This window comes from Geobacillus thermocatenulatus (assembly GCF_002217655.1).
Lineage (GTDB): Bacteria > Bacillota > Bacilli > Bacillales > Anoxybacillaceae > Geobacillus > Geobacillus thermocatenulatus.
This window is the reverse complement of record NZ_NEWK01000002.1, coordinates 1,248,718-1,270,001: the sequence shown is the minus strand read 5'-3', so window position 1 is coordinate 1,270,001 and position 21,284 is coordinate 1,248,718. Positions and strand designations below refer to the sequence as shown.

Below are 21,284 nucleotides of genomic sequence, written 5' to 3'. Positions count from 1 at the left end.
AAAAATTTAGCACATTCTTTCGGAAAAGGGGAGAGGGCTTTCTGAAAGAATGTGCAAAAAAAATGGCTCTTTTGTTCCGAAACAAAGTGATAATTTACAATAAACCTTATCGTATTTCATATAGATTGGCGAAGTTTAGGAAAACACGACTTTTTCCTTTTTGTATATCATCTAGATGAATAAAACTTTCTTCTCTTGGATTGTTGTTAATTAACAAGAAAAACCGTTTTTTGCTAGATAAAGTGATTTCTTTTGGAATAGGGATGATAAAATCCTGATCTTTTGGTTGTTCAAGTGTATAAGAACGAGGTTGTTTTCCTTTTAATCCATATATATTTCCTTCCATATCAAAAAACATGATCTCCTCCACCATTTTGTGCGGACTTTGATCAATTCGAACATACCGTGCTTTATGAACCTCTTCTACTTTTAAAGGGGTGAAACGATCATTTAACAAAACAACAGATGGCAGGCCAAACTCGTTGCTTTTACTCTTTTCCTTCTTAAATATCTTTTGAACATTATCCAATTTTATATGTGATGGTATTTCAGAGAAATCATTTTTATTCTTTTTACTTACTAATATCTTCGTTACAGGTATGTTTTCTGTAAAAAAATGTTTTTGATCTTTATCAATTAAAATAGGCAAATACTCACTAAAATCATCATTATTTGCTATCTGGACACGAATCGGGATTTTTAAGGATCCATTCCCTTTCATGCGAATATCATAATACGTATATTTTTTATTGTTAATCGAAAATTTAACAAATTTTTGATTATGGAAAATAAACAGACGAAAGTGACGGTCTCTATCTTTTAGACTATCAATGATAAAGTTGAACGTGAATTGTTTCATTCCAGGTTTTAAAGAAACAATATCAACGGATTCATTATCAATCATCCACTTTTTTTTCAGTTTCGAATCCACTGCAAACGAAGTTGCGGTATCAGGAATAAATCCAAGCTGTTCCTGCGCATTATTTGGTATAATAAAGTGTTCATTTTCATGGAAGGAGATAGTATCACTTGTATGTAAGGGTTGCCTATTTTCTTTTTTTAAAAAATGATTGCATCCTGAAAACAACAATACAGAAAGCATGGTGAGTGCTAGAATCAAATAGCTTTTTTTTGGATCCATTTTATCATTTTCCACCTTTCGTTTTTACCTTGATGAAAAAGCTCAAAATGCCTCAGCATTTTGAGCTTTTAGTTTTTATTAAAATCTTATACTATCCCCTGTATCAGCCATATAAGTATTGGTAGAAGTTGATAATGTGTGATGAGAAGTCGCTCGATATTCCCATCCAGAAGGAATACTTCCTGGATAATGAGAAACTGTTGCTGTATCAGTTGTTTTTCCTAACCCAGTATCGTGCTTAGTGCCTAGAGAGTTTCCATTAAGCATTAACGTCGTAGTTACTCCATGAGATGAAAGAGTAACTTTACTCGTCGTTTTTCCAACAGCCTTCACTTCACTAACAGGATACGCATTCGGAGCAATTCCTTTTATTGAAGAAGATAGTGAAGATTCTGAAACATAAATATACGTGGAGCCTGTCCCTACCGTGGATATAGAAATTGATCCTTGAGCCGTCACTTTTCCGTTTTCTACTGCTGCTCTCAAGTTTGCTTCATTGCTATAATGGATGGCATTTTCCATAATTTCGAAACACTGTCTTTATTCTCTTCTGCAAAAACTCCTCCTGAAGAAAGAGAAATCAAAGAAGCGGACAAGGCTGTAGCAAGTCCGAATTTCCAAAATTTCATTTTCTTCATTTCTTATCCCCCTCGTATAGTATGTTTAGAAAGATTTTTAAATCGAATTTCCAGTTGGATATGCTCCTTGACAATCGTATATGCTTGAGTGATTTGCCCACGGGGGGGAGGGGCGCGCCCCTCCCCCGTGGATCGCACCACATCGGGGTTGGATTATTTATCATTTTTTTACAGTTCCATTGTAAATTATTAAAAATAAACTTTTCAATAGTAAATTTTACCCGAGTTAGTCAGCTTTGAGGCCATTTTAGGCAAATGAAAATGGTGAACAATCTCACATTTCGCACCCTAACAGGGTAGTAAAGAAAGGATTTTTATTTTGTTTTTCGGAATAACGTTTCGGTCAACACAACTACAATTAATAGGGATTGTCATCACTTTTTGTGCTGATTTAAAAAATTAATAAAAAATCCTTTGTTTCTGTACTGTTGGGGTAAGGATGAGTCGAAGGGTTTTTGGGGGTTTTCATCATCCATTCAAGCTCCGTTCCAACGATTTTCCCGACATAAGCCCCTTAAATCCCTGCCTCAGAGTGTACTTTTTCACCGGCCTTCTAGGTTCTCCAAGCAGGAGCCATTCCCAATAAAGTCGGCGAAAGGTGCATTCTTCCGCTTGACGAAGGAAACAGCCGTTCAGTACACTGAAAGAAGTTTGACAGAAAAGGTGATGAACGTGCGGATTGAAATTCAAGGACTGCCAAATCCGGAACGGTTTCAGCGCCCGCTTGAGGTGATGACCGAGCTGTTTTTCGAAGCGCCGGAGCTGTCGTTCGCGCCGCTTCCCGAGGCCGATATGGCCGCTATGTTTTCCGTCAAGGAAGACGGGGGCATTGCTGTTTCGGGGACGCTTCTTGACAAGACGTCCGGGCGTGTTGAGGAAGTAAGTCATGAACGCAGCACGCCGGCGGACGCTGACGGGAAAACGTACGAAAAACAGCTGAAAAACGCCGTTTTGCATGTCTATTTGACGTTGCTTGAGCGTTCTACCGGCCTCGTTCAGCCGTGGGGCGTGCTGACCGGCGTCCGCCCGGTCAAGCTGCTTCATCAGCTTTTGCGCTCGGGCCTTTCGAAAGAAGAGGCGCACCGGAAGCTGGCTGAAGAGTATTTAGTGACAAACGAAAAAATCGAATTGATGCAAGCGATCGTGGATCGCCAGCTCACGGTCGTGCCGGATTTGTACGATTTGGCCCACGAAGTGAGCATATATATCGGCATTCCATTTTGCCCGACGAAATGCGCGTATTGCACATTTCCGGCGTACGCCATCAACGGCCGCCAAGGGTCGGTCGACGCCTTTTTGGCCGGCCTTCATTACGAAATGGAGGCGGTCGGCCGCTTTTTGCGCGAGCGCGGCATTCGCATTACGACGATTTACTACGGCGGCGGGACGCCGACGAGCATTACGGCCGACGAGATGGACCGGCTGTACGCTCATATGTACGACGTCTTTCCGGATGTTGACCGCGTCCGTGAAATCACGGTCGAAGCCGGGCGGCCGGATACGATTACGCCGGAGAAGATTGACGTATTGAAAAAATGGAAGATCGACCGAATCAGCATTAACCCGCAGTCGTACATCCAAGAGACGTTAAAAGCGATTGGCCGCCATCATACCGTTGAAGAAACGATTGAGAAGTTCCACTTGGCGCGGCAGATGGGGATGAACAACATCAACATGGACTTAATCATCGGACTGCCGGGCGAGGGGCTTCCAGAGTTTACGTATACGCTTGAACAGACGGAACGGCTTCTGCCCGAGTCGCTGACCGTTCATACGCTGTCGTTCAAGCGGGCGTCGGAAATGACGAAAAACAAACAAAAGTACAAAGTCGCCAGCCGCGAGGAAGTGCAGGCGATGATGAAGGCGGCCCAGGAGTGGACAAAGGAGCACGGATATGTCCCGTATTACTTGTATCGGCAGAAAAATATTCTCGGCAACCTTGAAAACGTCGGCTACGCGCTGCCAGGTCAAGAGAGCATATACAACATTATGATCATGGAAGAGCAGCAGTCGATCATCGGCCTTGGCTGCGGGGCATCAAGCAAATTCGTCGATCCGAAAACGCGGAACATCACCCGCCAGGCGAATCCAAAAGAACCGAAAGTGTACAACGAGCATTTCACCGAATATACGGAAGAGAAAATCAATATATTAAAGGGAATATTCGGATAAATAACAACACCCCGGGAACAACCCCGGGGTATTTTGATTAGCGGTGAAATAAAATGAGCTTGCCGCTGGCGTTGACGCAACGGTGTGTTTTGTCCCAACAGCCGCGCTCGCGCAGCTTTTGCTCGCCGATTTTTTTCGCTTCTTCATCATTGGCTGCTTCAAACGTTTCATCGAGCAATTTTTCCCCGTCGCGCTCAAAAGCGGTCAATGTATACATCGGCATGTGATCATCCCCTTTCGCTGAACCATCATTCATTTCTCTTTCATTAGCGGTTGGATCGGCAAATTCCTGCTTTTATCTGAAACTTTTTTTAAGATTGTACGTTTTAATAGTGTAGTGGAAAATTTATTTTACGTTGGGGGAATGTGGATGGGTTTAGAGATCATTGAGGTGACGAAACGGTTTGGCCAGGCGACGGCCGTTGATCATTTGACGTTGACGGTTCCGGAAGGGGAGATGTTCGGATTGCTTGGGGCGAACGGGGCGGGAAAAACAACCACTTTTCGCATGATTTTAGGCCTTCTGCTCCCGACGGAAGGGGTGATCCGTTGGCAAGGCGAGCCGATTGATGACGCGAAAAGCCATCTGATCGGCTATTTGCCGGAAGAGCGCGGGTTGTACCCGAAGCTGAAAGTGCAAGAGCAGCTTCTGTATTTAGGGCGGCTGCGGGGGATGAAAAAGACGGATCTTCTTCCGGAAATCGACCGCTGGCTCGAGCGTTTCCATATCCGCGATTACGCCAACAAGCGGGTCGAGGAGCTGTCGAAAGGCAACCAGCAAAAAATCCAGTTTATCGCTGCTGTGCTTCATCGACCGAAGCTATTAATCTTGGATGAGCCATTCAGCGGTCTTGATCCGGTGAACGTTGAACTGTTGAAAGAAGCGGTGCTTGATTTAAAACGGAACGGCACGACCATTGTCTTCTCGAGTCATCGGATGGAACATGTGGAAGAGCTGTGCGAACATGTCTGCATTTTGCGCCGCGGCCGCGCGGTGGTGGCTGGAGCGCTGCGTGAACTGAAACGTTCGTTTGGCAAACAAATACTTGTTATTCAAGGGGACGGGCCGTTTGAACAATTGGCGCGGTTTCCTGGCGTTTTGCAGTGGAAGCGGACGGCGGAAGGGGTGCGGCTGCAAATCGCCAATGAGGAGGCGGCGCAAGCGATACTCGGCCATATAGCAGGAAAAGTCGCGGTTCGTCTGTTTGCCTTGGAGGAACCGTCTCTGAATGATATCTTTATTGAAAAAGTAGGTGCGGCGTATGAATAAGTTTTTCCTTGTGGCGGTACATACGTATCAGACGAAGCTGAAGGCGAAAGCATTTTTGGTGACCACTGCCATCACTTGCCTGTTGATCATCGGGGTGGCCAACATTCAGCCGATCATCGAGTTTTTCACCGGTGATGAAAAGACTCATGTCGCGGTCATTGACCGCACGGGGTCTTTGTACGGTCCGCTTGCGAAGCAAGCAAACGATGATCAAGTAGCGTTGACGAAAATTACGGATATGGAAAACGAAGCGAAAGAAGCAGTCAAAGAAGGCAAATGGGACGGATTGCTCGTATTGTCCATGGATGCGGAAGGATTGCCGGAAGCGGTGTATTATGCCAATACGATTGTGGACAATCAGACGCCTGAGGAGCTGGAACGAGCGCTAAGCCAGCTGAAAACAGCACTTTCAGCTGCTAAGCTCGGCCTGACGGATGAACAAATGGCTGAGCTTTACAAACCGGTTCCGTTCCAAAAGGTGGCATTGGAAAAAAACGCGAAGACGGAAGAGGAGCTGAACCAAGCCCGCGCTCTTGTTTATGTCCTTCTGTTCGCGATGTATATGTTCGTTTTGATGTATGGAGGTATGATCGCGACGGAGGTGGCGACGGAAAAATCGTCGCGCGTGATGGAAATTTTAGTGTCAAGCGTCCCGCCAGTCCAACAGCTGTTTGGCAAAATCATCGGCGTTGCGCTTGTCAGCTTGACGCAATTTTTCGTGTTTTTCGCCGTCGCGTTCGCCGCGTTAAAAACGAGCGGGCAGGAAGTGTGGCGTTTTCTCGGATTTGACCACCTGCCGGCCTCGATCTTTGGATACGCTCTTGTTTTTTTCCTGCTCGGCTACCTCTTGTATGCGGTGCTGTTTGCCGTGCTCGGTTCGCTCGTCAGCCGGGTTGAGGATGTGCAGCCGGCGATTACGCCGGTCATGATGCTGGTTGTCGCTGCCTTTATGATCGCGATGTTTGGCTTGAATGCCCCAGAGTCGGCGTTCGTGACCGGCGCTTCGTTCGTTCCTTTTTTTGCGCCGATGCTCATGTTTTTGCGCATCGGCCTCGTTTCCGTGCCGGGATGGGAAGTGGCGCTTTGCCTTGCGCTTTTGGCGGCGACGATTGCCTTGCTGATCTATTTTGGCGCCAAAGTGTACCGAGGCGGCGTGCTGATGTATGGGCGAATGAACATTTTCAAGGATATAAAACAGGCCATTCAGCTGACAAAAAAATAAACAGTGTGACGGGACGTATGGGCCAATGTTTCCTTGCCGTTTCGGCAAGGCTTTCTTTTTGCCCTCTACCCGTTATGATATACTAGAAAGTACGTACAGAGAAACGGAGGAGAACGAAGTGGCGAAAGGCATCATCCATTATGAGGTTGGGGAACAAGTTGATCTCTTTTTGCTCATCAAATCCGCAACGAAAGGCATTGCCAGCAACGGCAAGCCGTTCTTAACGTTGATTTTGCAAGATAAAAGCGGCGACATTGAAGCCAAACTGTGGGATGTCTCGCCGGATGACGAAGAGCGGTATGTGCCGGAGTGCATCGTCAAAGTGGCGGGAGACATCCATAACTACCGCGGCAAATTGCAGCTGCGCATCCGTTCGATCCGTCCCGCACATCCGGGCGATGCGGTGCGCATCGATGACTTTTTGGAGAAGGCTCCGCTCGGCCGCGAGGAAATGAAGGCGAAAGTCATGGAATACATATTTGCGATGGAAAATCCGAACATCCAGCGCATTACCCGCTATTTGTTGAAAAAATACGAAAAGGCGTTTTTTGAGTACCCAGCGGCGACGAAAAACCATCATGAATTCATCTCCGGACTGGCGTATCACGTCGTGTCGATGCTTGAACTCGCCAAGGCGCTCATCCATCTCTATCCGTCGCTCAATAAAGACTTGCTTTATGCCGGCGTCATTTTGCATGACCTTGGCAAAGTGATGGAATTATCCGGTCCGGTATCGGCGACGTATACGCTTGAAGGAAATTTGCTCGGACACATTTCGATCATGGTGAGCGAGATCAGCAAGGCGGCGGAACAGCTCGGCATTCAAGGGGAAGAAGTTGTCATTTTGCAGCATCTTGTGCTCGCGCATCATGGCAAGGCGGAATGGGGCAGCCCGAAGCCGCCGCTTGTCAAAGAAGCCGAGGTGCTTCATTACATTGACAATTTGGATGCGAAAATTACGATGATCGACCGCGCGCTTGAGAAAGTGAAACCAGGTGAATTCACCGAACGTGTCTTTGCCCTTGACAACCGCTCGTTTTACAAACCGGCGTTTTTATCTGTTTCAAAGCCAAAAAACGCGGGTAGTAAAGAGTAGGGACGGATCAAGGGAGGGATGGATCATGATCGAACCGATCATTGAAATCGTCCCGACGGCTCAGTATGAACAGGCGAAAGAAGAATTGAAGGAATTGCGCCGTCAATGGAAAAAGGTAGAAGAGAAGAAGAAGCCAAAACGAAGCGAAACATAAGCGTTGTCCCCATGAAAGAGGCGGCTTTCCCGCCTCTTTCTTCATGCATACGGCTGCCCGCTCACGCGTATAGTGTACTAAGACAAGCATACAAGGGGGAATGGCGATGCTCAGTTTGCCTTGGTGGGTGTATTTGGTTGTGGCCGGCATTATTTTCAGCGGCTATATGACCGTCAAAACGGCGGCGCGTGAGCGGGAAATCGACGAAGCATTCATTGAAAAAGAAGGGGAGATTTACATGGAGCGCATCCGAAAGGAGCGCGAGCGGCGGAAACAAGCGAAGTCCTTGCAATAGCCAAGGGCTTTCTTTTTTTTGTTTTTTTGAAAACGCTTTTTTCAAAAAATTCTCTTTCTTTTTTTGTGAATCGTGTTAGGATAATAATATCGATGGACTACCAGGAGGCAAAGTGAGGGATGACAATGAAACGCGCGTACAACTTCAACGCCGGCCCGTCAGCGCTGCCGCTTCCGGTGCTTGAGCGGGCGCAAAAAGAGCTGCTGAATTTTCAAAACACCGGCATGTCGGTGATGGAATTGAGCCATCGAAGCAAGGAATACGAGGCTGTCCATAATGCGGCGAAAGAGCGGCTCAAGCGGCTTCTAAATGTGCCGGACGGATATGACATTTTATTTTTGCAAGGCGGGGCGAGCCTGCAGTTTTCCATGGTGCCGATGAACCTCCTCACGGAAGGGAAAATCGGCTGTTATGTGCTGACCGGGGCGTGGTCGGAGAAAGCGCTGAAAGAAGCGCAAAAAATCGGTTTGACAACGGTCGTCGCTTCGAGCAAAGAAGCGAACTACACATACATTCCGCCGCTTGATGACGTCCAATGGCCGAAAAACGCCGCCTATGTCCATATTACGTCAAACAACACGATCTTCGGTACCCAATGGAAGGAATTTCCGAACACGCCGGTTGACCTGGTCGCGGATATGTCGAGCGATATTTTAAGCCGTCCGTTCGATGTCAGTCAATTTGCCCTCATTTACGCCGGGGCGCAGAAAAATCTCGGCCCGTCAGGAGTCACGGTTGTCATTCTCCGCAACGATTTGCTTGAGCGCATTCCGGACGGGCTGCCGACGATGCTGGATTACCGGACGCACCAGAAGAGCAATTCGTTGTACAACACGCCGCCGACGTTTGCGATTTACATGCTGTCGCTCGTGCTCGAATGGGTCGAAGAGCAAGGCGGTGTGGCGGCGATGGAAGAGCGCAACCAGCAAAAGGCGGCCGTGCTGTATGAGGCGATTGATGAAAGCGGCGGCTTTTACAAACCGCACGCCGAAAAGGGGAGCCGTTCGCTCATGAACGTCACCTTTACGCTTCCAAATGAGGAGCTGACGAAAACGTTCCTCGCCGAGGCGAAAGAACGCGGGTTTGTCGGGCTCGGCGGGCACCGATCGGTCGGCGGCTGCCGGGCGTCGATTTACAACGCGGTGCCGCTTGAGGCGTGCGAAGCGCTCGCGTCGTTTATGAACGAGTTCCGCCGCCGTTTTGCCTGAAAATTTCTTCTTCACTTTTACACTGCAAAGTGATATAATGATAGAAAAATTCTCGAGCAAAAGATATAGACGAGGAGAGATGAGGAGAGATGAGCATGAATGTGAGAGCATTAGTATCGATGGCGCTGTTAGTCGGAATCGGAGCCGTGTTGCATGCGGTCATTCCGGGGTTGTTTTTCGGAATGAAGCCGGATATGATGCTGGCGATGATGTTTTTGGCGATTTTGCTGTTTCCAAACGTCAAAGCGGTCGGCCTTGTCGGCGTCGTCACTGGCTTGATCTCCGCCATGACGACGACGTTCCCGGGCGGACAGCTGCCGAATATGATCGATAAGATCATCACCGCCTTTGTCGTGTTTGCCCTAGCGACTTTGATGAAAGCATACAGCCAAACGGTCATTGGGGCTTCAGTGCTGGCGGCAGTCGGCACGGTCATTTCCGGCGGAGTGTTTTTGGCTGCGGCGCTCTTGCTTGTCGGGTTGCCGGGCGGATCGACGTTTTCGGCGCTGTTTGTCACCATCGTGCTGCCGACAGCGGCGTTGAACGCCGTGGCGATGGCCATCATCTATCCGATCGCATCGTCGATTTTCCGACGGATGAATGTGACAGCGCACGTGTAGACGGCGAAAAACCCGATCATGGCTGGTCGGGTTTTTTGCTATCAAAAGAGAGAGGAACAGGCAGGAGAAAAATGCCTCCCGTTCCATTCAGTTCTGACGTATATTAGACATAGCTGAGAATCCAAGCGGCGAGCAAGCAAATGAACGCTATTCCAATATAGCGCAAAGTCCGCTCTTTCAGCAATGCTTTCGGCGGGTACGCCCGCGTTTTCCATAAGGCGAAAAATGCGTTTATAAAAAGACAGAAAAATAAGAATCCGACAGCGATCAACATCCATTGTATATACACCATGGCATTCTCCTCCTGTATGCGCCAAGCGCCTTATGCTTACTACTATGAATATGCAAAAAAAATCATAAAAATAAACACTTTTGTCTTTATTCCTTTTTGTTTTATTGATATAATGGGGAGTAAAAAATACGGTGAGGGAAGAGTGGGTGGAACGATGAAATCGACAGAACAGCATTATTCCATCAAAGAGGCGATGTTATTCAGCCAACGAATTGCCCAGTTGAGCAAAGCGCTATGGAAATCGATTGAGAAAGATTGGCAGCGGTGGATCAAGCCGTTTGACCTAAACATTAACGAACACCACATTTTATGGATCGCCTACCACTTCAAAGGAGCCTCGATTTCCGAAATCGCCAAGTTCGGCGTGATGCATGTGTCAACGGCGTTCAATTTCTCAAAGAAATTAGAAGAAAAAGGATTGCTTTCCTTTTCCAAAAAACAGGATGACAAGCGCAATACGTACATTGAGTTGACGGAAAAAGGCGAAGAAGTGTTGATGAAGTTGATGGAGACGTATGATCCGACGAAAAATGCCGTTTTCAATGGGGCGTTGCCGTTGCGCGAGTTGTACGGGAAGTTTCCAGAAATTTTAGAAATGATGTGCATCGTCCGCAACATTTATGGCGATGATTTTATGGAAATTTTTGAGCGGGCGTTTGAAAACATTAAAGAAGATTTTATCGAGCAGGACGGCAAACTTGTCAAGCGAAAGCCGAAAACGGAAGAGCACGAGAAAGAATTGGCCGGCCAGGCTAACTGATGGTGCGAATGAGCGTTTTCAGCTCGGTCATCAGCGGGACAAACATTTGTTGGGCCAAAAGAGCGTCAACGGTCTGTTCCAGCGGAAGGTTCGGATGAAGCATCCCAGCAAACTGCACGAGCAGGGGAGTGAACATCGTCAACCCTTCCGCTTTTTGCTGTTCGTATTGGTCGGCAAGCTCTTGGCAAAACGCCAAGAAGGCGTCGACTTCTTCTTTGGTCAAATCCGCGCGGATGATGAGGGAATAAAATGGTTTTTTCGTTTCGTCGATCATTTCCATCAGCAGAGACTGGTGAAACTCCAGCTTGGCCACTCGCTTTTCCAACGATTCCATATATCGTGCTCCTTTTGGTGACGAAAATGTGACCGTTTTTACGTATATTTTACCGAATTTGTGCGCATTCACCAATAGAAAAATCGGTTTGTGTCTGGAAAACGAAAAATGATTGATTTCCCGCCATGAACGATGTAAAGTTAAAGCCATGGGCGGCGTTTGGCGAAGAAGCAAAGAGGAGGGGAACAGTTTTGGCGCTTTCTTTCATCCTCCTGGCGGTTGTGGTCTTATTTTGGATCAACCAGCTCACACACTCGCTTTGCGCGCAGCGTGACATCCCGGAGGAGCAGCAGCCAGCGGTTTTTCGCACGATCAATGTCCTGATTACGATTTTATTAATTTCTTCTTACTTTGAAGTGTTGTTTACATAACTTTTCTCTCTTCTGACAGTTGATGCGGGGTTGTGACGTTTTTCTTTTGATGGAGCAAGTTCCATTGTCGTGGTTCCTTCCTTTTGTTTGAAGGAAGGCGAAAAAAGGGGTGCTCCTTTTGCGGGAGCCCCCTCTTTCGTTTAGTAGATGACGCAGGCGCAGCCGACAATGATTAGCAAAATAAACAGCACGACAATCAACGCAAAGCCTCCGGAATAAGGTGCGCTCATCGTAACACCCCCTTTCGGCAAGAAGAAGCCTGTCGAGCGCTTCATCCTCATCATATGTATGGCAAGCGTGCATGTTATGGGCGGATGACTAAAGCGGAAAGAGGTTTTTTTTTCGTTGGAAATATGGTATAGTTATTGTCGTGGCTGAAGAGGCGAGCATGTTGTTTTATGGGCGCGCTTGGGCGCCATTCGATCTGCGCCGCTGGAAAGCGTGGGGACATCCAATCGAAAAAAGATGTAGGAGTTGTGAAGCGAATGAAAAAATGGATGATGGCCGCTGCCGTCGTTTCGCTCATGGCTTTGTCGGCCTGCAGCAACGACGGTTCGGAAGCGATTGTGGAAACGAAAAACGGCAATATTACGAAAGACGAATTTTATAATGAGATGAAAGAGCGCGTCGGCAAATCCGTCCTTCGTGATTTGATTGACGAAAAAGTGTTGAGCAAAAAATACAAGGTGACCGATGAAGAGATCGACCGCGAAATCGAGCGAATCAAGGAAGCGTATGGAACGCAATATGATTTAGCCGTGCAGCAGAACGGAGAAAAAGTGATCCGCGAAATGGTCAAGCTCGATTTGCTGCGGACGAAAGCGGCCGTTGAAGACATAAAAGTGACGGACAAAGAGCTGAAGGAGTATTATGACAACTACAAGCCGAAAATTCGCGCCAGCCATATTTTGGTCAAAGATGAAAAAACAGCAAAAGAAATCAAGGCGAAGCTTGATAAAGGCGAGGATTTCGCCAAGTTGGCCAAAGAATACTCCCAAGATCCAGGCTCGGCGTCCAACGGCGGCGATTTAGGCTGGTTTGGCCCAGGGAAAATGGTCAAGGAGTTTGAAGAAGCCGCCTATAAGCTGAAAGTCGGTGAAGTGAGCGATCCGGTGAAAACGGATTACGGCTACCATATCATTAAAGTGACGGACAAAGAAAAGAAAAAGTCGTTCAACGAAATGAAAGACGAAATTGCGTTTGAAGTCAAACGGAACAAGCTTGATCCTGCGACGATGCAGTCAAAAGTGGACAAACTGGTGAAAGAGGCCGGTGTTGAGATCAAAGACAAAGATTTGCAAGATGTGATCGAGCAGGAAAAACAGTAAAAAACGGAAGCGGAACATCCCTGCTTCCGTTTTTTATTGGTGGGCTTGGCCTTTCTTGCTGTTCAACAACGGGAGATCAGCCGAGCTGCTCGCGAATGGCGGCCGCGATCGCCTGCAGGTCAGCGGGCGTATAGTCGCTTGCATGCGACTTCCAGACCGCGCCAAACCCATCCCCTTTGCCGTAGCGTGGAATGAGGTGAAGATGGTAATGAAACACTGTCTGCCCCGCTTGCTCGCCATTGTTGTTCAATAAGTTGAGCCCGACCGGGGAAAATGCTCGCTTGAGTGCATTGGCAATCGTCGGCACTGCGCGAAACAGTTGGCCGGCCGCCTCCGACGTGAGGGTGAAAATGTTTTCCGTATGTACTTTCGGGATGACAAGCGTATGCCCTTTTGTCACTTGGCTGATGTCCAAAAACGCGAGCACATGGTCGTCTTCGTACACTTTCGCCGCGGGCAATTCGCCGTTTATGATTTTGCAAAAAATGCAATCGCTCACTGTGATCACCCTTTCCTTCCTATTTTCTTCATTTTACCATAAAAAAACCGAGATGTAATCCCGCAACGCAGGTTACATCCCGGTTGGTGAAAAGGGGAGAGGATGATTCAAGCAAATGTGCGTTTGATGAACACCCCATTTGCAGCAAAAGTTGGTTCGGCGTGAGCGCTTCCTTTGTTCAACGTGACCATCCCCTTTGGACAGGCTCGTTGCTTCCCAGCAACGAATGCGATGGTCGCTTCCTAGGAACGTTTACAACGTTTTGCGGCTCACAACGGTGTCTTTGACGAACACCCCATTTCGGATGGATCGTTCATCAACTTTTTGATTCCTCATCCCCTCTTCGCTATTTATCATGCCCGGCTTGAGTGAGTTTATGCAAAAGAACGGTGTGATCTTTTTTTGGTAAGCGAGGTTATCGTTTGGTACAATGGGGACAAAGGCCAGAATGGAAAGGGAGCGGACGATGACGCTTTTAGAAGTGAAGGATCTATCCGGAGGCTACACGGCGCAAAACGTGCTTGAAGACGTGACGTTTTCGGTCGACCGCGGCGAAATGGTCGCCTTGATCGGCCTGAATGGAGCCGGCAAAAGCACGACGATCAAACATATTATCGGCTTGATGGAACCGCGCCGCGGCGCGATTTCCATTAACGGCTATCGGCTTGCAGACGGGCCGGAAACGTATCGAAGACAGTTTGCTTATATCCCGGAAACGCCGGTGTTGTATGAAGAATTGACGCTTGAGGAACATTTGCGTCTAGCGGCGATGGCGTACGGGTTGAGTGAAGCAGAGTATGAACGCCGCCTTCCGCCGCTGCTTCGCGAGTTTCGATTGGAGCGGCGGCTTTCCTCGTTTCCGGCTCATTTTTCGAAAGGAATGAAGCAAAAAGTCATGATTGTATGCGCCTTTTTGCTTGAACCGCCGCTTTATATCATCGATGAGCCGTTTCTCGGCCTCGATCCGCTTGCCATTCACGCCCTGCTTGAGCGAATGAATGAACAGAAAGAGAAGGGGGCGGGCATTTTGCTGTCGACGCACATTTTAGCGACGGCAGAGCGGTATTGCGACTCATTTGTGATTTTGCACAACGGCCGCGTCAAAGCCAAAGGGACGCTCGATGACATTCGCCGCCAGTTCGGGCTCTGGGGGGCGTCGCTTGATGAACTGTACGTCGAATTGACAAAGGACGATGCGCCATGATTGACGCCCGCCGTCTTTGGAAGCAGCGTTTCCAAGCGGAATGGCGAAAACGGATCCGCTACTTGCGCTATATGTTCAACGACCATTTGCTCGTCGGGTTGATCATTGTGCTTGGCGGCATAGCGGTGATGTACAAGCGCTTTGCGGCGTCGCTTCCTGACTCGTTTCCGTATCCGGCTATTGCGGCGGTCGTGTTCGGCTGGGCGGCGGCCGCTGGATCGGTGCGCACCTTGTTCCGCAAGGCGGATGCGGTGTTTTTGTTGCCGGCGGAAGAACGGCTCGGTCCGTATATTCAGCGGGCGTTTTTCGTCTCATGGTTATGGCAGGCGTACGGCCTTTCTTTGCTTTTGCTGTTGGCGGGTCCACTTCACGCTCGCTTTTCCCTGGTGCCATGGCCGCTTTTTTTGTTCGGTCTTTTCTGCTTCAAAGGATGGAGCTTATGGGCCAGTTGGCAAGGAAGCTACATCGCCGATCCGTCTTTTCATCGCTTTGGCGCCTTTACCCGTTTCAGCCTAGCGGCGGTGTTCGTTTATTTGGTACTGGTTGCGGCCCCATGGCCATTTTTTGTCGTTTTGGTCGGTTTGATGGCCGTTCTGTCCATCTGTTTGTCACGGTTGACGATAGGGAAAACATGGAAATGGGAACGGATCATCGCGGAAGAACAGCGAGCGGCCACGGCGTTTTACCGGCTGGCCCACTTGTTTACCGATGTTCCGGAATGGCGGGAGGCGGCGAAGCGGCGGCGCTGGCTTGATTCGCTGCTCGCTTTGATTCCGTATGACAAGCGGCATGTGTTTTTTCATTTGTATGCCCGCACGTTTTTGCGCGCCGGCGGGTATGCTGGTCTATATGTCCGTCTCACTGCGATCGGAGGCGTCATGCTGGCTGTGATCGATCACCAATACGGGCGGGCGGCCATCGTATGTTTGTTTCTTTACGCGACCGCTGTTCAATTGGCCGCGCTGCCTTCTCATCATCGCTATTCGCTATGGCCGCGGCTGTACCCGTTGCCGCAGGCGCAACCGGATGCTGCGGCGGTTCGGTTGCTTTCCATTCTGCTGATTGGGCAAAATACGGTATTCCATCTCGTACTGTTGGCTGTTTCCCCGCGCCTTCTTTGGCTCGCCACTTGGCTTGGCGGAAATATATGGGGGCTTTGGACGGCAGGGCGGTACGTGCGCCTGCAGCGTGGGCAGAACGCCGGACGCTAGCGCTGTTTGCGCTGGCGCCGGCGTTTTTCATTCTTCAATGGATGGCCGAAGCTTTCACACCTTTTTTCCCGCTTCATATGCTGTAGTACACCGGCCTGGGCGCATGTCCGGCGGTCAGGCTGGAAGTCGGGAAGAGAGGGGAACGATTCATGGGTGTAGAGCTTGTAGCGCTCCACTGGATTTACTTGCTGTTCATCGTGCTCATTATTGGGTTTATGGTCGCCCGCAAAGATACATCGCTCATTTGCATTGCCGGCATCTTTTTATTGGCGGCGGTCGCTACCCATTCGTTGAGCGCGGCGGTCAGCGGAGTGTTTAACAGCTTTATTTACGCCATTACGGAGCTATTGCCGACGATTTTAGTCATCTCCATTATTGTGGCGATGAGCAAAGTGTTGTCGGCCACCGGCATCAATGATGTCATGGTTTCGCCGTTTGTCCGTTTCATCCGTACGCCGGCTTGGGCGTATTGGACGATCGGAATTTTGATGATGATCATTTCTTGGTTTTTCTGGCCGTCCCCGGCTGTTGCTCTCATGGGGGCAGTTCTGTTGCCGGCAGCGGTCCGGGTGGGTTTGCCGGCGTTGGGAGCGGCGATGGCGATGAACTTGTTCGGACATGGCATCGCGCTTTCCGGCGATTTTATCATCCAAGGGGCGCCGAAATTAACGGCCGATGCCGCCGGGCTGCCGGTCGGCGACGTCATTGCCGCCAGCGTTCCGCTTGTTTTTGTCATGGGGGTCGTCACAACGGTCACCGCGTTTTCCTTGCTGCGCCGTGACATGAAGCGAGGGCGCCTGGCAAGCGGGGAGGCGGAAATGGCTGCAACGGTCGATTCGACATTGGAAAAAACAAGCCATTTCCTGACGGGACAAACGAAAAAATGGCTTGCGCTGTTGATTCCGATTTTGTTCGCCCTTGATGTCATCGCGATGTTTGATTTGCGGTTGCAAGGCGGGGAAGCGACTGCCTTGGTCGGTGGGACGGCGATTTTCATTTTGATTCTCATCTCCGTTCTCGCCCATCGGCAAGAAAGTTTTGCGGAAGTGACCCATTACTTTATTGAAGGGTTTCAGTTCGGGTTTAAAGTGTTCGGCCCTGTTATTCCGATCGCCGCGTTTTTCTATCTTGGCGATGCGGGGTTTGTGAAAATCATCGGCGACTATTTGCCGCAGGCATCGCAAGGCATCGTCAACGATTTAGGGGTTGCCTTGGCTCATGCGGTGCCGCTGAACAATGAGGTGGGGGCGGTTACGCTCACGATCGTCGGGGCGATTACGGGTCTTGACGGCTCTGGGTTTTCCGGCATCTCGCTCGCCGGTTCAGTCGCCCATTTGTTTTCTGTAGCGATCGGCGGCGGAGCGGCGACGTTGACGGCGCTCGGCCAAATCGCCGCCATTTGGGTCGGCGGCGGCACGCTCGTTCCGTGGGCGCTCATTCCAGCGGCAGCGATCTGCGGGGTTGACCCGTTTGAGCTGGCGCGCCGCAACCTCATTCCTGTTGCTGTCGGCTTGGTAGTTACGACCGTTGTCGCCATGTTTCTCATCTGAACAGAAAGCTGTCCCGTGCGGCCGGGGCAGCTTTTTTGCTATAATGGGCATGGACTTAAAAATCGGTCGATTTTTTGACAGTTCGCCTTCTTCTCTATACATTGGGTACGGAAAGCTGTATAGTGAAAAGGAGATAGGCAACGTTTAAAGATGAAGAAAAACGCGAAACCATTGACGGGATTGTGAGGAAAGAAAGGCGGATGGAGATGGCTAGACAGATCAACGATACATTTTTGCGCGCCTGCCGCGGCGAACAAACATCGTACGTGCCGGTTTGGTATATGCGGCAAGCCGGACGGTCGCAGCCGGAGTATCGGGCGCTGAAAGAAAAATATTCGCTGTTTGACATTACGCATCAACCGGAGCTTTGCGCGTACGTCACGAGACTCCCAGTTGAGCAATATGGCGTCGATGCCGCCATTTTATATAAAGACATTATGACACCGCTGCCGGCCATTGGCGTGGACGTCGAGATTCAGGGCGGCGTCGGGCCGGTGATCGCGAATCCGATTCGCTCGCTTCAAGACGTCGAGCGGCTTGGGGAGATTGATCCAGAACATGATGTGCCGTATGTGTTTGAAACGATCCGGCTCCTTGTCAACGAACAGTTGGATGTGCCGCTCATCGGGTTTGCCGGGGCGCCGTTTACGTTGGCGAGCTACATGATTGAAGGCGGTCCGTCAAAAAATTATCATAAGACGAAAGCGTTCATGTATGCTGAACCGAAAGCGTGGTTCGCCTTAATGGACAAGCTCGCTGAGATGACGATCCGTTATGTGCGGGAGCAAATTCGGGCGGGGGCAAGCGCTGTGCAAATTTTTGATTCTTGGGTTGGCGCCGTCAATGCTGACGATTACCGGACGTTTATCAAGCCGGCGATGGCGCGCATTTTTGCCGCTTTGCGGGAAGAAGGGGCTCCGCTCATTATGTTTGGCGTCGGCGCCAGTCACTTAGTGCATGAGTGGAACGACTTGCCGCTTGATGTCATCGGCCTTGACTGGCGGCTATCGATTCGCGAAGCGCGCCGCCAAGGCATTGCGAAAGCGATTCAAGGCAACTTGGATCCGGCGGTGCTCCTTGCGCCGTGGGACGTGATCGAAGAACGGGTGAAGCGCATTTTGGACGAAGGGATGGAACGGCCGGGCTACATCTTCAACTTAGGCCACGGCATTTTTCCGGATGTTCAACCGGCGACACTGAAGCGTCTGACCGCTTTTATCCACGAATATACGTCAACCAACTAAACGAGGGGGTGGCACAATGGTGAAAAAAACAGCGGGGCTGCTCGTGATGGCGTACGGAACGCCGTACCGGGAAGATGATATTGAACGGTATTATACGCACATTCGCCATGGGCGCAAGCCGCCGCAAGAACAAATCGAGGATTTAAAAGCGCGCTACCGGGCGATCGGCGGGTTGTCGCCGCTTGCGAAAATTACGGAAGAGCAGGCGAAACGGCTCGAGGAGCGGCTGAACGAAGTGCAAGATGAAGTCGAGTTTCGCATGTATTTAGGGCTCAAACATATTGAGCCGTTCATTGAGGATGCCGTCGAGCGCATGCATGATGACGGCATCCAAGAAGCGGTTGGGATCGTCCTAGCCCCTCATTATTCCACATTCAGCATTCGCTCGTACAATGAGCGGGCGAAAGCGGCAGCAAAAAAGCTCGGCGGACCGACCATTTACACGATTGATCAATGGTATGAAGAGCCGAAGTTTTTGCAATATTGGGCAGAACAAGTGCGGGCGATTTTTGCCGCCATGCCGGAACGTGAGCGGGAGCGAGCTGTGCTGATCGTATCCGCACATAGTTTGCCGGAAAAAATTATTCAAGGCGGTGACCCGTATCCAACGCAGCTCGAAGATACAGCGAAACGAATTGCGGATCAAGCCGGCGTCGCCCACTATGCCGTCGGCTGGCAAAGCGCCGGTCAGACGCCGGAACCATGGCTTGGGCCGGACGTGCAAGACTTGACGCGCCAGCTTTACGAAGAGCGCGGCTATACGTCGTTCGTTTACGCACCGGTCGGTTTTGTCGCCGACCATTTGGAAGTGTTGTATGACAACGACATTGAGTGCAAACAGGTGACAGAAGAGATCGGCGCCCGCTATTACCGACCGGAGATGCCCAACACGAATCCATTGTTTATTGATGCATTGGCGTCGGTTGTGTTAAAGCGGTGGGCGGAAGAAGGCGATCGAAATGAATGAAGGGCAACGGACGGTCGTCATCATCGGCGGCGGCATTACCGGCTTGACGGCTGCTTACTACTTGCAAAAAGCGATTCGAGAGCAACGCCTCCCACTTGCATGCAAACTTGTCGAGGCGACGCACCGGCTCGGCGGAAAAGTGCAGACGGTCGTCCGCGACGGTTTTGTCATTGAACGCGGTCCAGACTCGTTTTTGGCGCGGAAAACGAGCGCGTTTCGCCTTGTGAAGGAAGTCGGCCTTGAACATGAGATCGTTCATAACGCGACCGGAACATCGTACATTTTGGTCAACGGCAAACTCTATCCCATTCCGGGCGGAGCAGTGATGGGCATTCCGACGCGCATCGCCCCGTTTTTAACGACCGGACTGTTTTCCCCGGCCGGCAAGCTGCGGGCGGCGCTTGACTTTGTGCTGCCGCCGGTGAAAGTCGATGGTGATATGCCGCTTGGCCGCTTCTTCCGACGCCGCCTCGGCGATGAGGTGGTGGACAATCTCATCGAACCGCTGCTTTCCGGCATTTACGCCGGCGACATTGATGAGATGAGCCTAATGGCGACGTTTCCACAGTTTTTTCAGCTTGAGCAAAAATACGGAAGCCTTGTCCGTGGAGCGAGACGAACGACGCCGAAAGAGCAAAAAGAGCGGAAAGGGGCGTTCCAGACGTTAAAAACGGGCTTGCAGTCGCTCGTTGATGAAGTGGAAAAACGGCTTGAGCCGGGCAGCGTCATCAAAGGGGTGCGTGTCGAGCGGATCGTTCGCACCGATTCGGCGTATCGGCTGCAACTGAGCACAGGAGAGGTGTGGGGGGCAGACGGCATCATCGTGACAACGCCGCATCATGTTGTGCCCGACATGTTCGCTGACTATCCGTTTTTCGCCCCGTTCCGTTCAGTGCCGCTGACGTCGGTGGCGACGGTGGCGCTCGCATTTCCGAAGGAGGCGATCCGCCAAGACATTGACGGCACCGGGTTTGTCGTTTCGCGCCGCAGCGATTACACGATGACAGCGTGCACATGGACGCATAAAAAATGGCCGCACACCGCGCCGCCTGGCAAGGCGCTCTTGCGCTGCTACGTCGGGCGCCCGGGCGATGAGGAGATCGTCGACCAACCTGATGATGAGATCGTCCGTGTTGTATTGGATGATTTAAATAAAGTGATGAACATCGCCGGCCAACCGGAGTTCGCCGTCATCTCGCGCTGGAAGCGGGCCATGCCGCAATACACGGTCGGGCACCGCGAGCGGCTGGCGCACATGAAACGGCAGATGGGCGATGCGCTGCCGGGGGTGTTTTTGGCCGGCAGCTCATACGAAGGGCTCGGATTGCCGGATTGCATTGACCAAGGCGAAAAAGCGGTGCGTGACGTGCTTCTGTATTTGCAGCAAGCGCCAGTTCAACAGACGTCCGATCTGTACAGCAGCGTCCGTTAACCAACGGTTTTCCAACGCCTTGGTCCGTTCGCCGCTCACATTTGGACGTCGGTGCGGCCGCCCGCCGTTTGAAGCGAAAAGCAGCGGATGGCTGTTTGTCTCTTTTGGTTCGTGGAAGTGGTTTTCGCTGCAAAAGGATGTGAAAAGAACGTGGGAGAAGCTCCGACAGGCTTCTCCTCATTTGCTTGGAAAGGATGAGGGAGCAGGAAGAAATTCTGTCCCCAATGCGACGGCCCTTTACATCCATGTTGTTTGATAGTATAATGGATACGGATT

The 21,284-nt window shown here is 50.3% G+C and carries 25 protein-coding genes; 17 read left to right on the top strand and 8 right to left on the bottom strand.

The genetic code is table 11. The annotated features are described in order from the left end of the window. Positions 1–106: 106 nt before the first annotated feature. From B9L19_RS15350 to B9L19_RS19115, 3 genes are all read right to left on the bottom strand, one after another. A complete protein-coding gene (locus B9L19_RS15350) occupies positions 107–1,156 on the bottom strand; it encodes a hypothetical protein (protein WP_241771916.1) in 1,050 nt (349 codons plus the stop codon). 63 nt (positions 1,157–1,219) lie between these two features. Continuing rightward, complete coding sequence (locus tag B9L19_RS18825) at positions 1,220–1,663, bottom strand: hypothetical protein (RefSeq protein WP_128733394.1); 444 nt, start codon at positions 1,661–1,663, stop codon at positions 1,220–1,222. Beyond that, complete coding sequence (locus tag B9L19_RS19115; RefSeq protein WP_157720888.1) at positions 1,624–1,779, bottom strand: hypothetical protein; 156 nt, start codon at positions 1,777–1,779, stop codon at positions 1,624–1,626. Before B9L19_RS19115 ends, B9L19_RS18825 begins: the two co-directional genes overlap by 40 nt. Positions 1,780–2,445: 666 nt before the next feature. On the opposite strand from B9L19_RS19115, the gene B9L19_RS15345 reads away from it, so the two are divergent. Continuing rightward, on the top strand, positions 2,446–3,951 hold the full coding sequence (locus B9L19_RS15345) for a coproporphyrinogen III oxidase (protein WP_047753606.1): 1,506 nt from the start codon (positions 2,446–2,448) through the stop codon (positions 3,949–3,951). A gap of 37 nt (positions 3,952–3,988) precedes the next feature. Here the strand turns inward: B9L19_RS15345 and B9L19_RS15340 are convergent, their stop codons facing one another. Next, positions 3,989–4,174 carry a YhzD family protein gene (locus tag B9L19_RS15340; protein WP_014194986.1) on the bottom strand — a complete coding sequence of 62 codons (186 nt, stop codon included), beginning with the start codon at positions 4,172–4,174 and terminating at the stop codon, positions 3,989–3,991. Positions 4,175–4,321: 147 nt separating this feature from the next. On the opposite strand from B9L19_RS15340, the gene B9L19_RS15335 reads away from it, so the two are divergent. The 7 genes from B9L19_RS15335 to B9L19_RS15305 all read left to right on the top strand — a co-directional run bounded on the left by B9L19_RS15335 (position 4,322) and on the right by B9L19_RS15305 (position 9,816). Then, positions 4,322–5,221 carry an ABC transporter ATP-binding protein gene (locus B9L19_RS15335; protein ID WP_047753604.1) on the top strand — a complete coding sequence of 300 codons (900 nt, stop codon included), beginning with the start codon at positions 4,322–4,324 and terminating at the stop codon, positions 5,219–5,221. Next, entirely contained in the window at positions 5,214–6,443 is a 1,230-nt protein-coding gene (locus tag B9L19_RS15330; RefSeq protein WP_089113979.1) for an ABC transporter permease, read from the top strand. Before B9L19_RS15335 ends, B9L19_RS15330 begins: the two co-directional genes overlap by 8 nt. A 118-nt stretch (positions 6,444–6,561) precedes the next feature. After that, positions 6,562–7,539, top strand: coding sequence for a 3'-5' exoribonuclease YhaM (gene yhaM / locus B9L19_RS15325; RefSeq protein ID WP_025950935.1), 978 nt, complete (start codon positions 6,562–6,564; stop codon positions 7,537–7,539). A gap of 25 nt (positions 7,540–7,564) precedes the next feature. Further along, entirely contained in the window at positions 7,565–7,693 is a 129-nt protein-coding gene (locus B9L19_RS15320) for a hypothetical protein (protein WP_047752172.1), read from the top strand. A gap of 106 nt (positions 7,694–7,799) precedes the next feature. Continuing rightward, positions 7,800–7,988, top strand: coding sequence for a sporulation YhaL family protein (locus tag B9L19_RS15315; RefSeq protein ID WP_011230152.1), 189 nt, complete (start codon positions 7,800–7,802; stop codon positions 7,986–7,988). Positions 7,989–8,113: 125 nt separating this feature from the next. Next, on the top strand, positions 8,114–9,196 hold the full coding sequence (gene serC, locus B9L19_RS15310; protein ID WP_041469550.1) for a 3-phosphoserine/phosphohydroxythreonine transaminase: 1,083 nt from the start codon (positions 8,114–8,116) through the stop codon (positions 9,194–9,196). 95 nt (positions 9,197–9,291) lie between these two features. Then, a complete protein-coding gene (locus tag B9L19_RS15305) occupies positions 9,292–9,816 on the top strand; it encodes a tryptophan transporter (protein WP_047752171.1) in 525 nt (174 codons plus the stop codon). Positions 9,817–9,919: 103 nt separating this feature from the next. On the opposite strand, the gene yhzF is transcribed toward B9L19_RS15305, so the two are convergent. Further along, positions 9,920–10,108 carry a membrane protein YhzF gene (gene yhzF / locus B9L19_RS15300; RefSeq protein ID WP_025950939.1) on the bottom strand — a complete coding sequence of 63 codons (189 nt, stop codon included), beginning with the start codon at positions 10,106–10,108 and terminating at the stop codon, positions 9,920–9,922. 154 nt (positions 10,109–10,262) lie between these two features. Here yhzF and B9L19_RS15295 point away from each other — a divergent pair, with 154 nt between their 5' ends. Continuing rightward, on the top strand, positions 10,263–10,868 hold the full coding sequence (locus tag B9L19_RS15295; RefSeq protein WP_025950940.1) for an HTH-type transcriptional regulator Hpr: 606 nt from the start codon (positions 10,263–10,265) through the stop codon (positions 10,866–10,868). On the opposite strand, the gene B9L19_RS15290 is transcribed toward B9L19_RS15295, so the two are convergent. Beyond that, entirely contained in the window at positions 10,861–11,202 is a 342-nt protein-coding gene (locus B9L19_RS15290; RefSeq protein ID WP_013146232.1) for a YhaI family protein, read from the bottom strand. The genes B9L19_RS15295 and B9L19_RS15290 overlap by 8 nt on opposite strands. Before the next feature lie 191 nt (positions 11,203–11,393). Between B9L19_RS15290 and B9L19_RS15285 the strand changes: the two genes are divergently transcribed. Further along, positions 11,394–11,573, top strand: coding sequence for a hypothetical protein (locus B9L19_RS15285; RefSeq protein ID WP_025950941.1), 180 nt, complete (start codon positions 11,394–11,396; stop codon positions 11,571–11,573). A gap of 140 nt (positions 11,574–11,713) precedes the next feature. Here the strand turns inward: B9L19_RS15285 and B9L19_RS15280 are convergent, their stop codons facing one another. Further along, positions 11,714–11,803 (bottom strand): YjcZ family sporulation protein, encoded by a 90-nt coding sequence (locus B9L19_RS15280; RefSeq protein WP_021322511.1) that lies wholly within the window; start codon positions 11,801–11,803, stop codon positions 11,714–11,716. Positions 11,804–12,058: 255 nt separating this feature from the next. On the opposite strand from B9L19_RS15280, the gene B9L19_RS15275 reads away from it, so the two are divergent. Continuing rightward, a complete protein-coding gene (locus B9L19_RS15275; protein ID WP_047752173.1) occupies positions 12,059–12,901 on the top strand; it encodes a peptidylprolyl isomerase in 843 nt (280 codons plus the stop codon). 76 nt (positions 12,902–12,977) lie between these two features. Here the strand turns inward: B9L19_RS15275 and B9L19_RS15270 are convergent, their stop codons facing one another. Continuing rightward, positions 12,978–13,400, bottom strand: coding sequence for an HIT family protein (locus B9L19_RS15270; protein WP_047752170.1), 423 nt, complete (start codon positions 13,398–13,400; stop codon positions 12,978–12,980). Positions 13,401–13,866: 466 nt separating this feature from the next. Between B9L19_RS15270 and B9L19_RS15265 the strand changes: the two genes are divergently transcribed. The 6 genes from B9L19_RS15265 to hemY all read left to right on the top strand — a co-directional run bounded on the left by B9L19_RS15265 (position 13,867) and on the right by hemY (position 21,008). Beyond that, positions 13,867–14,604 (top strand): ABC transporter ATP-binding protein, encoded by a 738-nt coding sequence (locus tag B9L19_RS15265; RefSeq protein WP_025950943.1) that lies wholly within the window; start codon positions 13,867–13,869, stop codon positions 14,602–14,604. Continuing rightward, positions 14,601–15,815 carry an ABC transporter permease gene (locus tag B9L19_RS15260; RefSeq protein WP_025950944.1) on the top strand — a complete coding sequence of 405 codons (1,215 nt, stop codon included), beginning with the start codon at positions 14,601–14,603 and terminating at the stop codon, positions 15,813–15,815. Before B9L19_RS15265 ends, B9L19_RS15260 begins: the two co-directional genes overlap by 4 nt. 149 nt (positions 15,816–15,964) lie before the next feature. Beyond that, positions 15,965–17,365, top strand: a complete 1,401-nt coding sequence (locus tag B9L19_RS15255; RefSeq protein ID WP_025950945.1) for a hypothetical protein — start codon at positions 15,965–15,967, stop codon at positions 17,363–17,365. A gap of 206 nt (positions 17,366–17,571) precedes the next feature. Next, a complete protein-coding gene (gene hemE, locus B9L19_RS15250; RefSeq protein WP_025950946.1) occupies positions 17,572–18,609 on the top strand; it encodes a uroporphyrinogen decarboxylase in 1,038 nt (345 codons plus the stop codon). Between the two features lie 16 nt (positions 18,610–18,625). Then, complete coding sequence (gene hemH / locus B9L19_RS15245; RefSeq protein WP_025950947.1) at positions 18,626–19,576, top strand: ferrochelatase; 951 nt, start codon at positions 18,626–18,628, stop codon at positions 19,574–19,576. After that, positions 19,569–21,008: a protoporphyrinogen oxidase gene (gene hemY / locus B9L19_RS15240; protein WP_047752169.1), complete on the top strand. Its 1,440-nt coding sequence runs from the start codon at positions 19,569–19,571 to the stop codon at positions 21,006–21,008. The genes hemH and hemY overlap by 8 nt, the downstream gene beginning before the upstream one ends. The last annotated feature ends 276 nt before the right edge of the window (positions 21,009–21,284 follow it).

What these genes read in the sequence shown, in the direction of transcription:
- B9L19_RS15280 (WP_021322511.1), bottom strand. Translation starts at nt 11,803, where the DNA reads ATGAGCGCACCTTATTCCGGAGGCTTTGCGTTGATTGTCGTGCTGTTT.
- B9L19_RS18825 (WP_128733394.1), bottom strand. Translation starts at nt 1,663, where the DNA reads ATGGAAAATGCCATCCATTATAGCAATGAAGCAAACTTGAGAGCAGCA.
- B9L19_RS15315 (WP_011230152.1), top strand. Translation starts at nt 7,800, where the DNA reads ATGCTCAGTTTGCCTTGGTGGGTGTATTTGGTTGTGGCCGGCATTATT.
- B9L19_RS15330 (WP_089113979.1), top strand. Translation starts at nt 5,214, where the DNA reads ATGAATAAGTTTTTCCTTGTGGCGGTACATACGTATCAGACGAAGCTG.
- serC (WP_041469550.1), top strand. Translation starts at nt 8,114, where the DNA reads ATGAAACGCGCGTACAACTTCAACGCCGGCCCGTCAGCGCTGCCGCTT.
- B9L19_RS15275 (WP_047752173.1), top strand. Translation starts at nt 12,059, where the DNA reads ATGAAAAAATGGATGATGGCCGCTGCCGTCGTTTCGCTCATGGCTTTG.
- B9L19_RS15265 (WP_025950943.1), top strand. Translation starts at nt 13,867, where the DNA reads ATGACGCTTTTAGAAGTGAAGGATCTATCCGGAGGCTACACGGCGCAA.
- B9L19_RS15290 (WP_013146232.1), bottom strand. Translation starts at nt 11,202, where the DNA reads ATGGAATCGTTGGAAAAGCGAGTGGCCAAGCTGGAGTTTCACCAGTCT.
- hemE (WP_025950946.1), top strand. Translation starts at nt 17,572, where the DNA reads ATGGCTAGACAGATCAACGATACATTTTTGCGCGCCTGCCGCGGCGAA.
- hemH (WP_025950947.1), top strand. Translation starts at nt 18,626, where the DNA reads ATGGTGAAAAAAACAGCGGGGCTGCTCGTGATGGCGTACGGAACGCCG.
- B9L19_RS19115 (WP_157720888.1), bottom strand. Translation starts at nt 1,779, where the DNA reads ATGAAGAAAATGAAATTTTGGAAATTCGGACTTGCTACAGCCTTGTCC.
- B9L19_RS15340 (WP_014194986.1), bottom strand. Translation starts at nt 4,174, where the DNA reads ATGCCGATGTATACATTGACCGCTTTTGAGCGCGACGGGGAAAAATTG.
- B9L19_RS15260 (WP_025950944.1), top strand. Translation starts at nt 14,601, where the DNA reads ATGATTGACGCCCGCCGTCTTTGGAAGCAGCGTTTCCAAGCGGAATGG.
- hemY (WP_047752169.1), top strand. Translation starts at nt 19,569, where the DNA reads ATGAATGAAGGGCAACGGACGGTCGTCATCATCGGCGGCGGCATTACC.
- B9L19_RS15305 (WP_047752171.1), top strand. Translation starts at nt 9,292, where the DNA reads ATGAATGTGAGAGCATTAGTATCGATGGCGCTGTTAGTCGGAATCGGA.
- B9L19_RS15345 (WP_047753606.1), top strand. Translation starts at nt 2,446, where the DNA reads ATGAACGTGCGGATTGAAATTCAAGGACTGCCAAATCCGGAACGGTTT.
- yhzF (WP_025950939.1), bottom strand. Translation starts at nt 10,108, where the DNA reads ATGGTGTATATACAATGGATGTTGATCGCTGTCGGATTCTTATTTTTC.
- B9L19_RS15295 (WP_025950940.1), top strand. Translation starts at nt 10,263, where the DNA reads ATGAAATCGACAGAACAGCATTATTCCATCAAAGAGGCGATGTTATTC.
- B9L19_RS15320 (WP_047752172.1), top strand. Translation starts at nt 7,565, where the DNA reads ATGATCGAACCGATCATTGAAATCGTCCCGACGGCTCAGTATGAACAG.
- B9L19_RS15335 (WP_047753604.1), top strand. Translation starts at nt 4,322, where the DNA reads ATGGGTTTAGAGATCATTGAGGTGACGAAACGGTTTGGCCAGGCGACG.
- B9L19_RS15255 (WP_025950945.1), top strand. Translation starts at nt 15,965, where the DNA reads ATGGGTGTAGAGCTTGTAGCGCTCCACTGGATTTACTTGCTGTTCATC.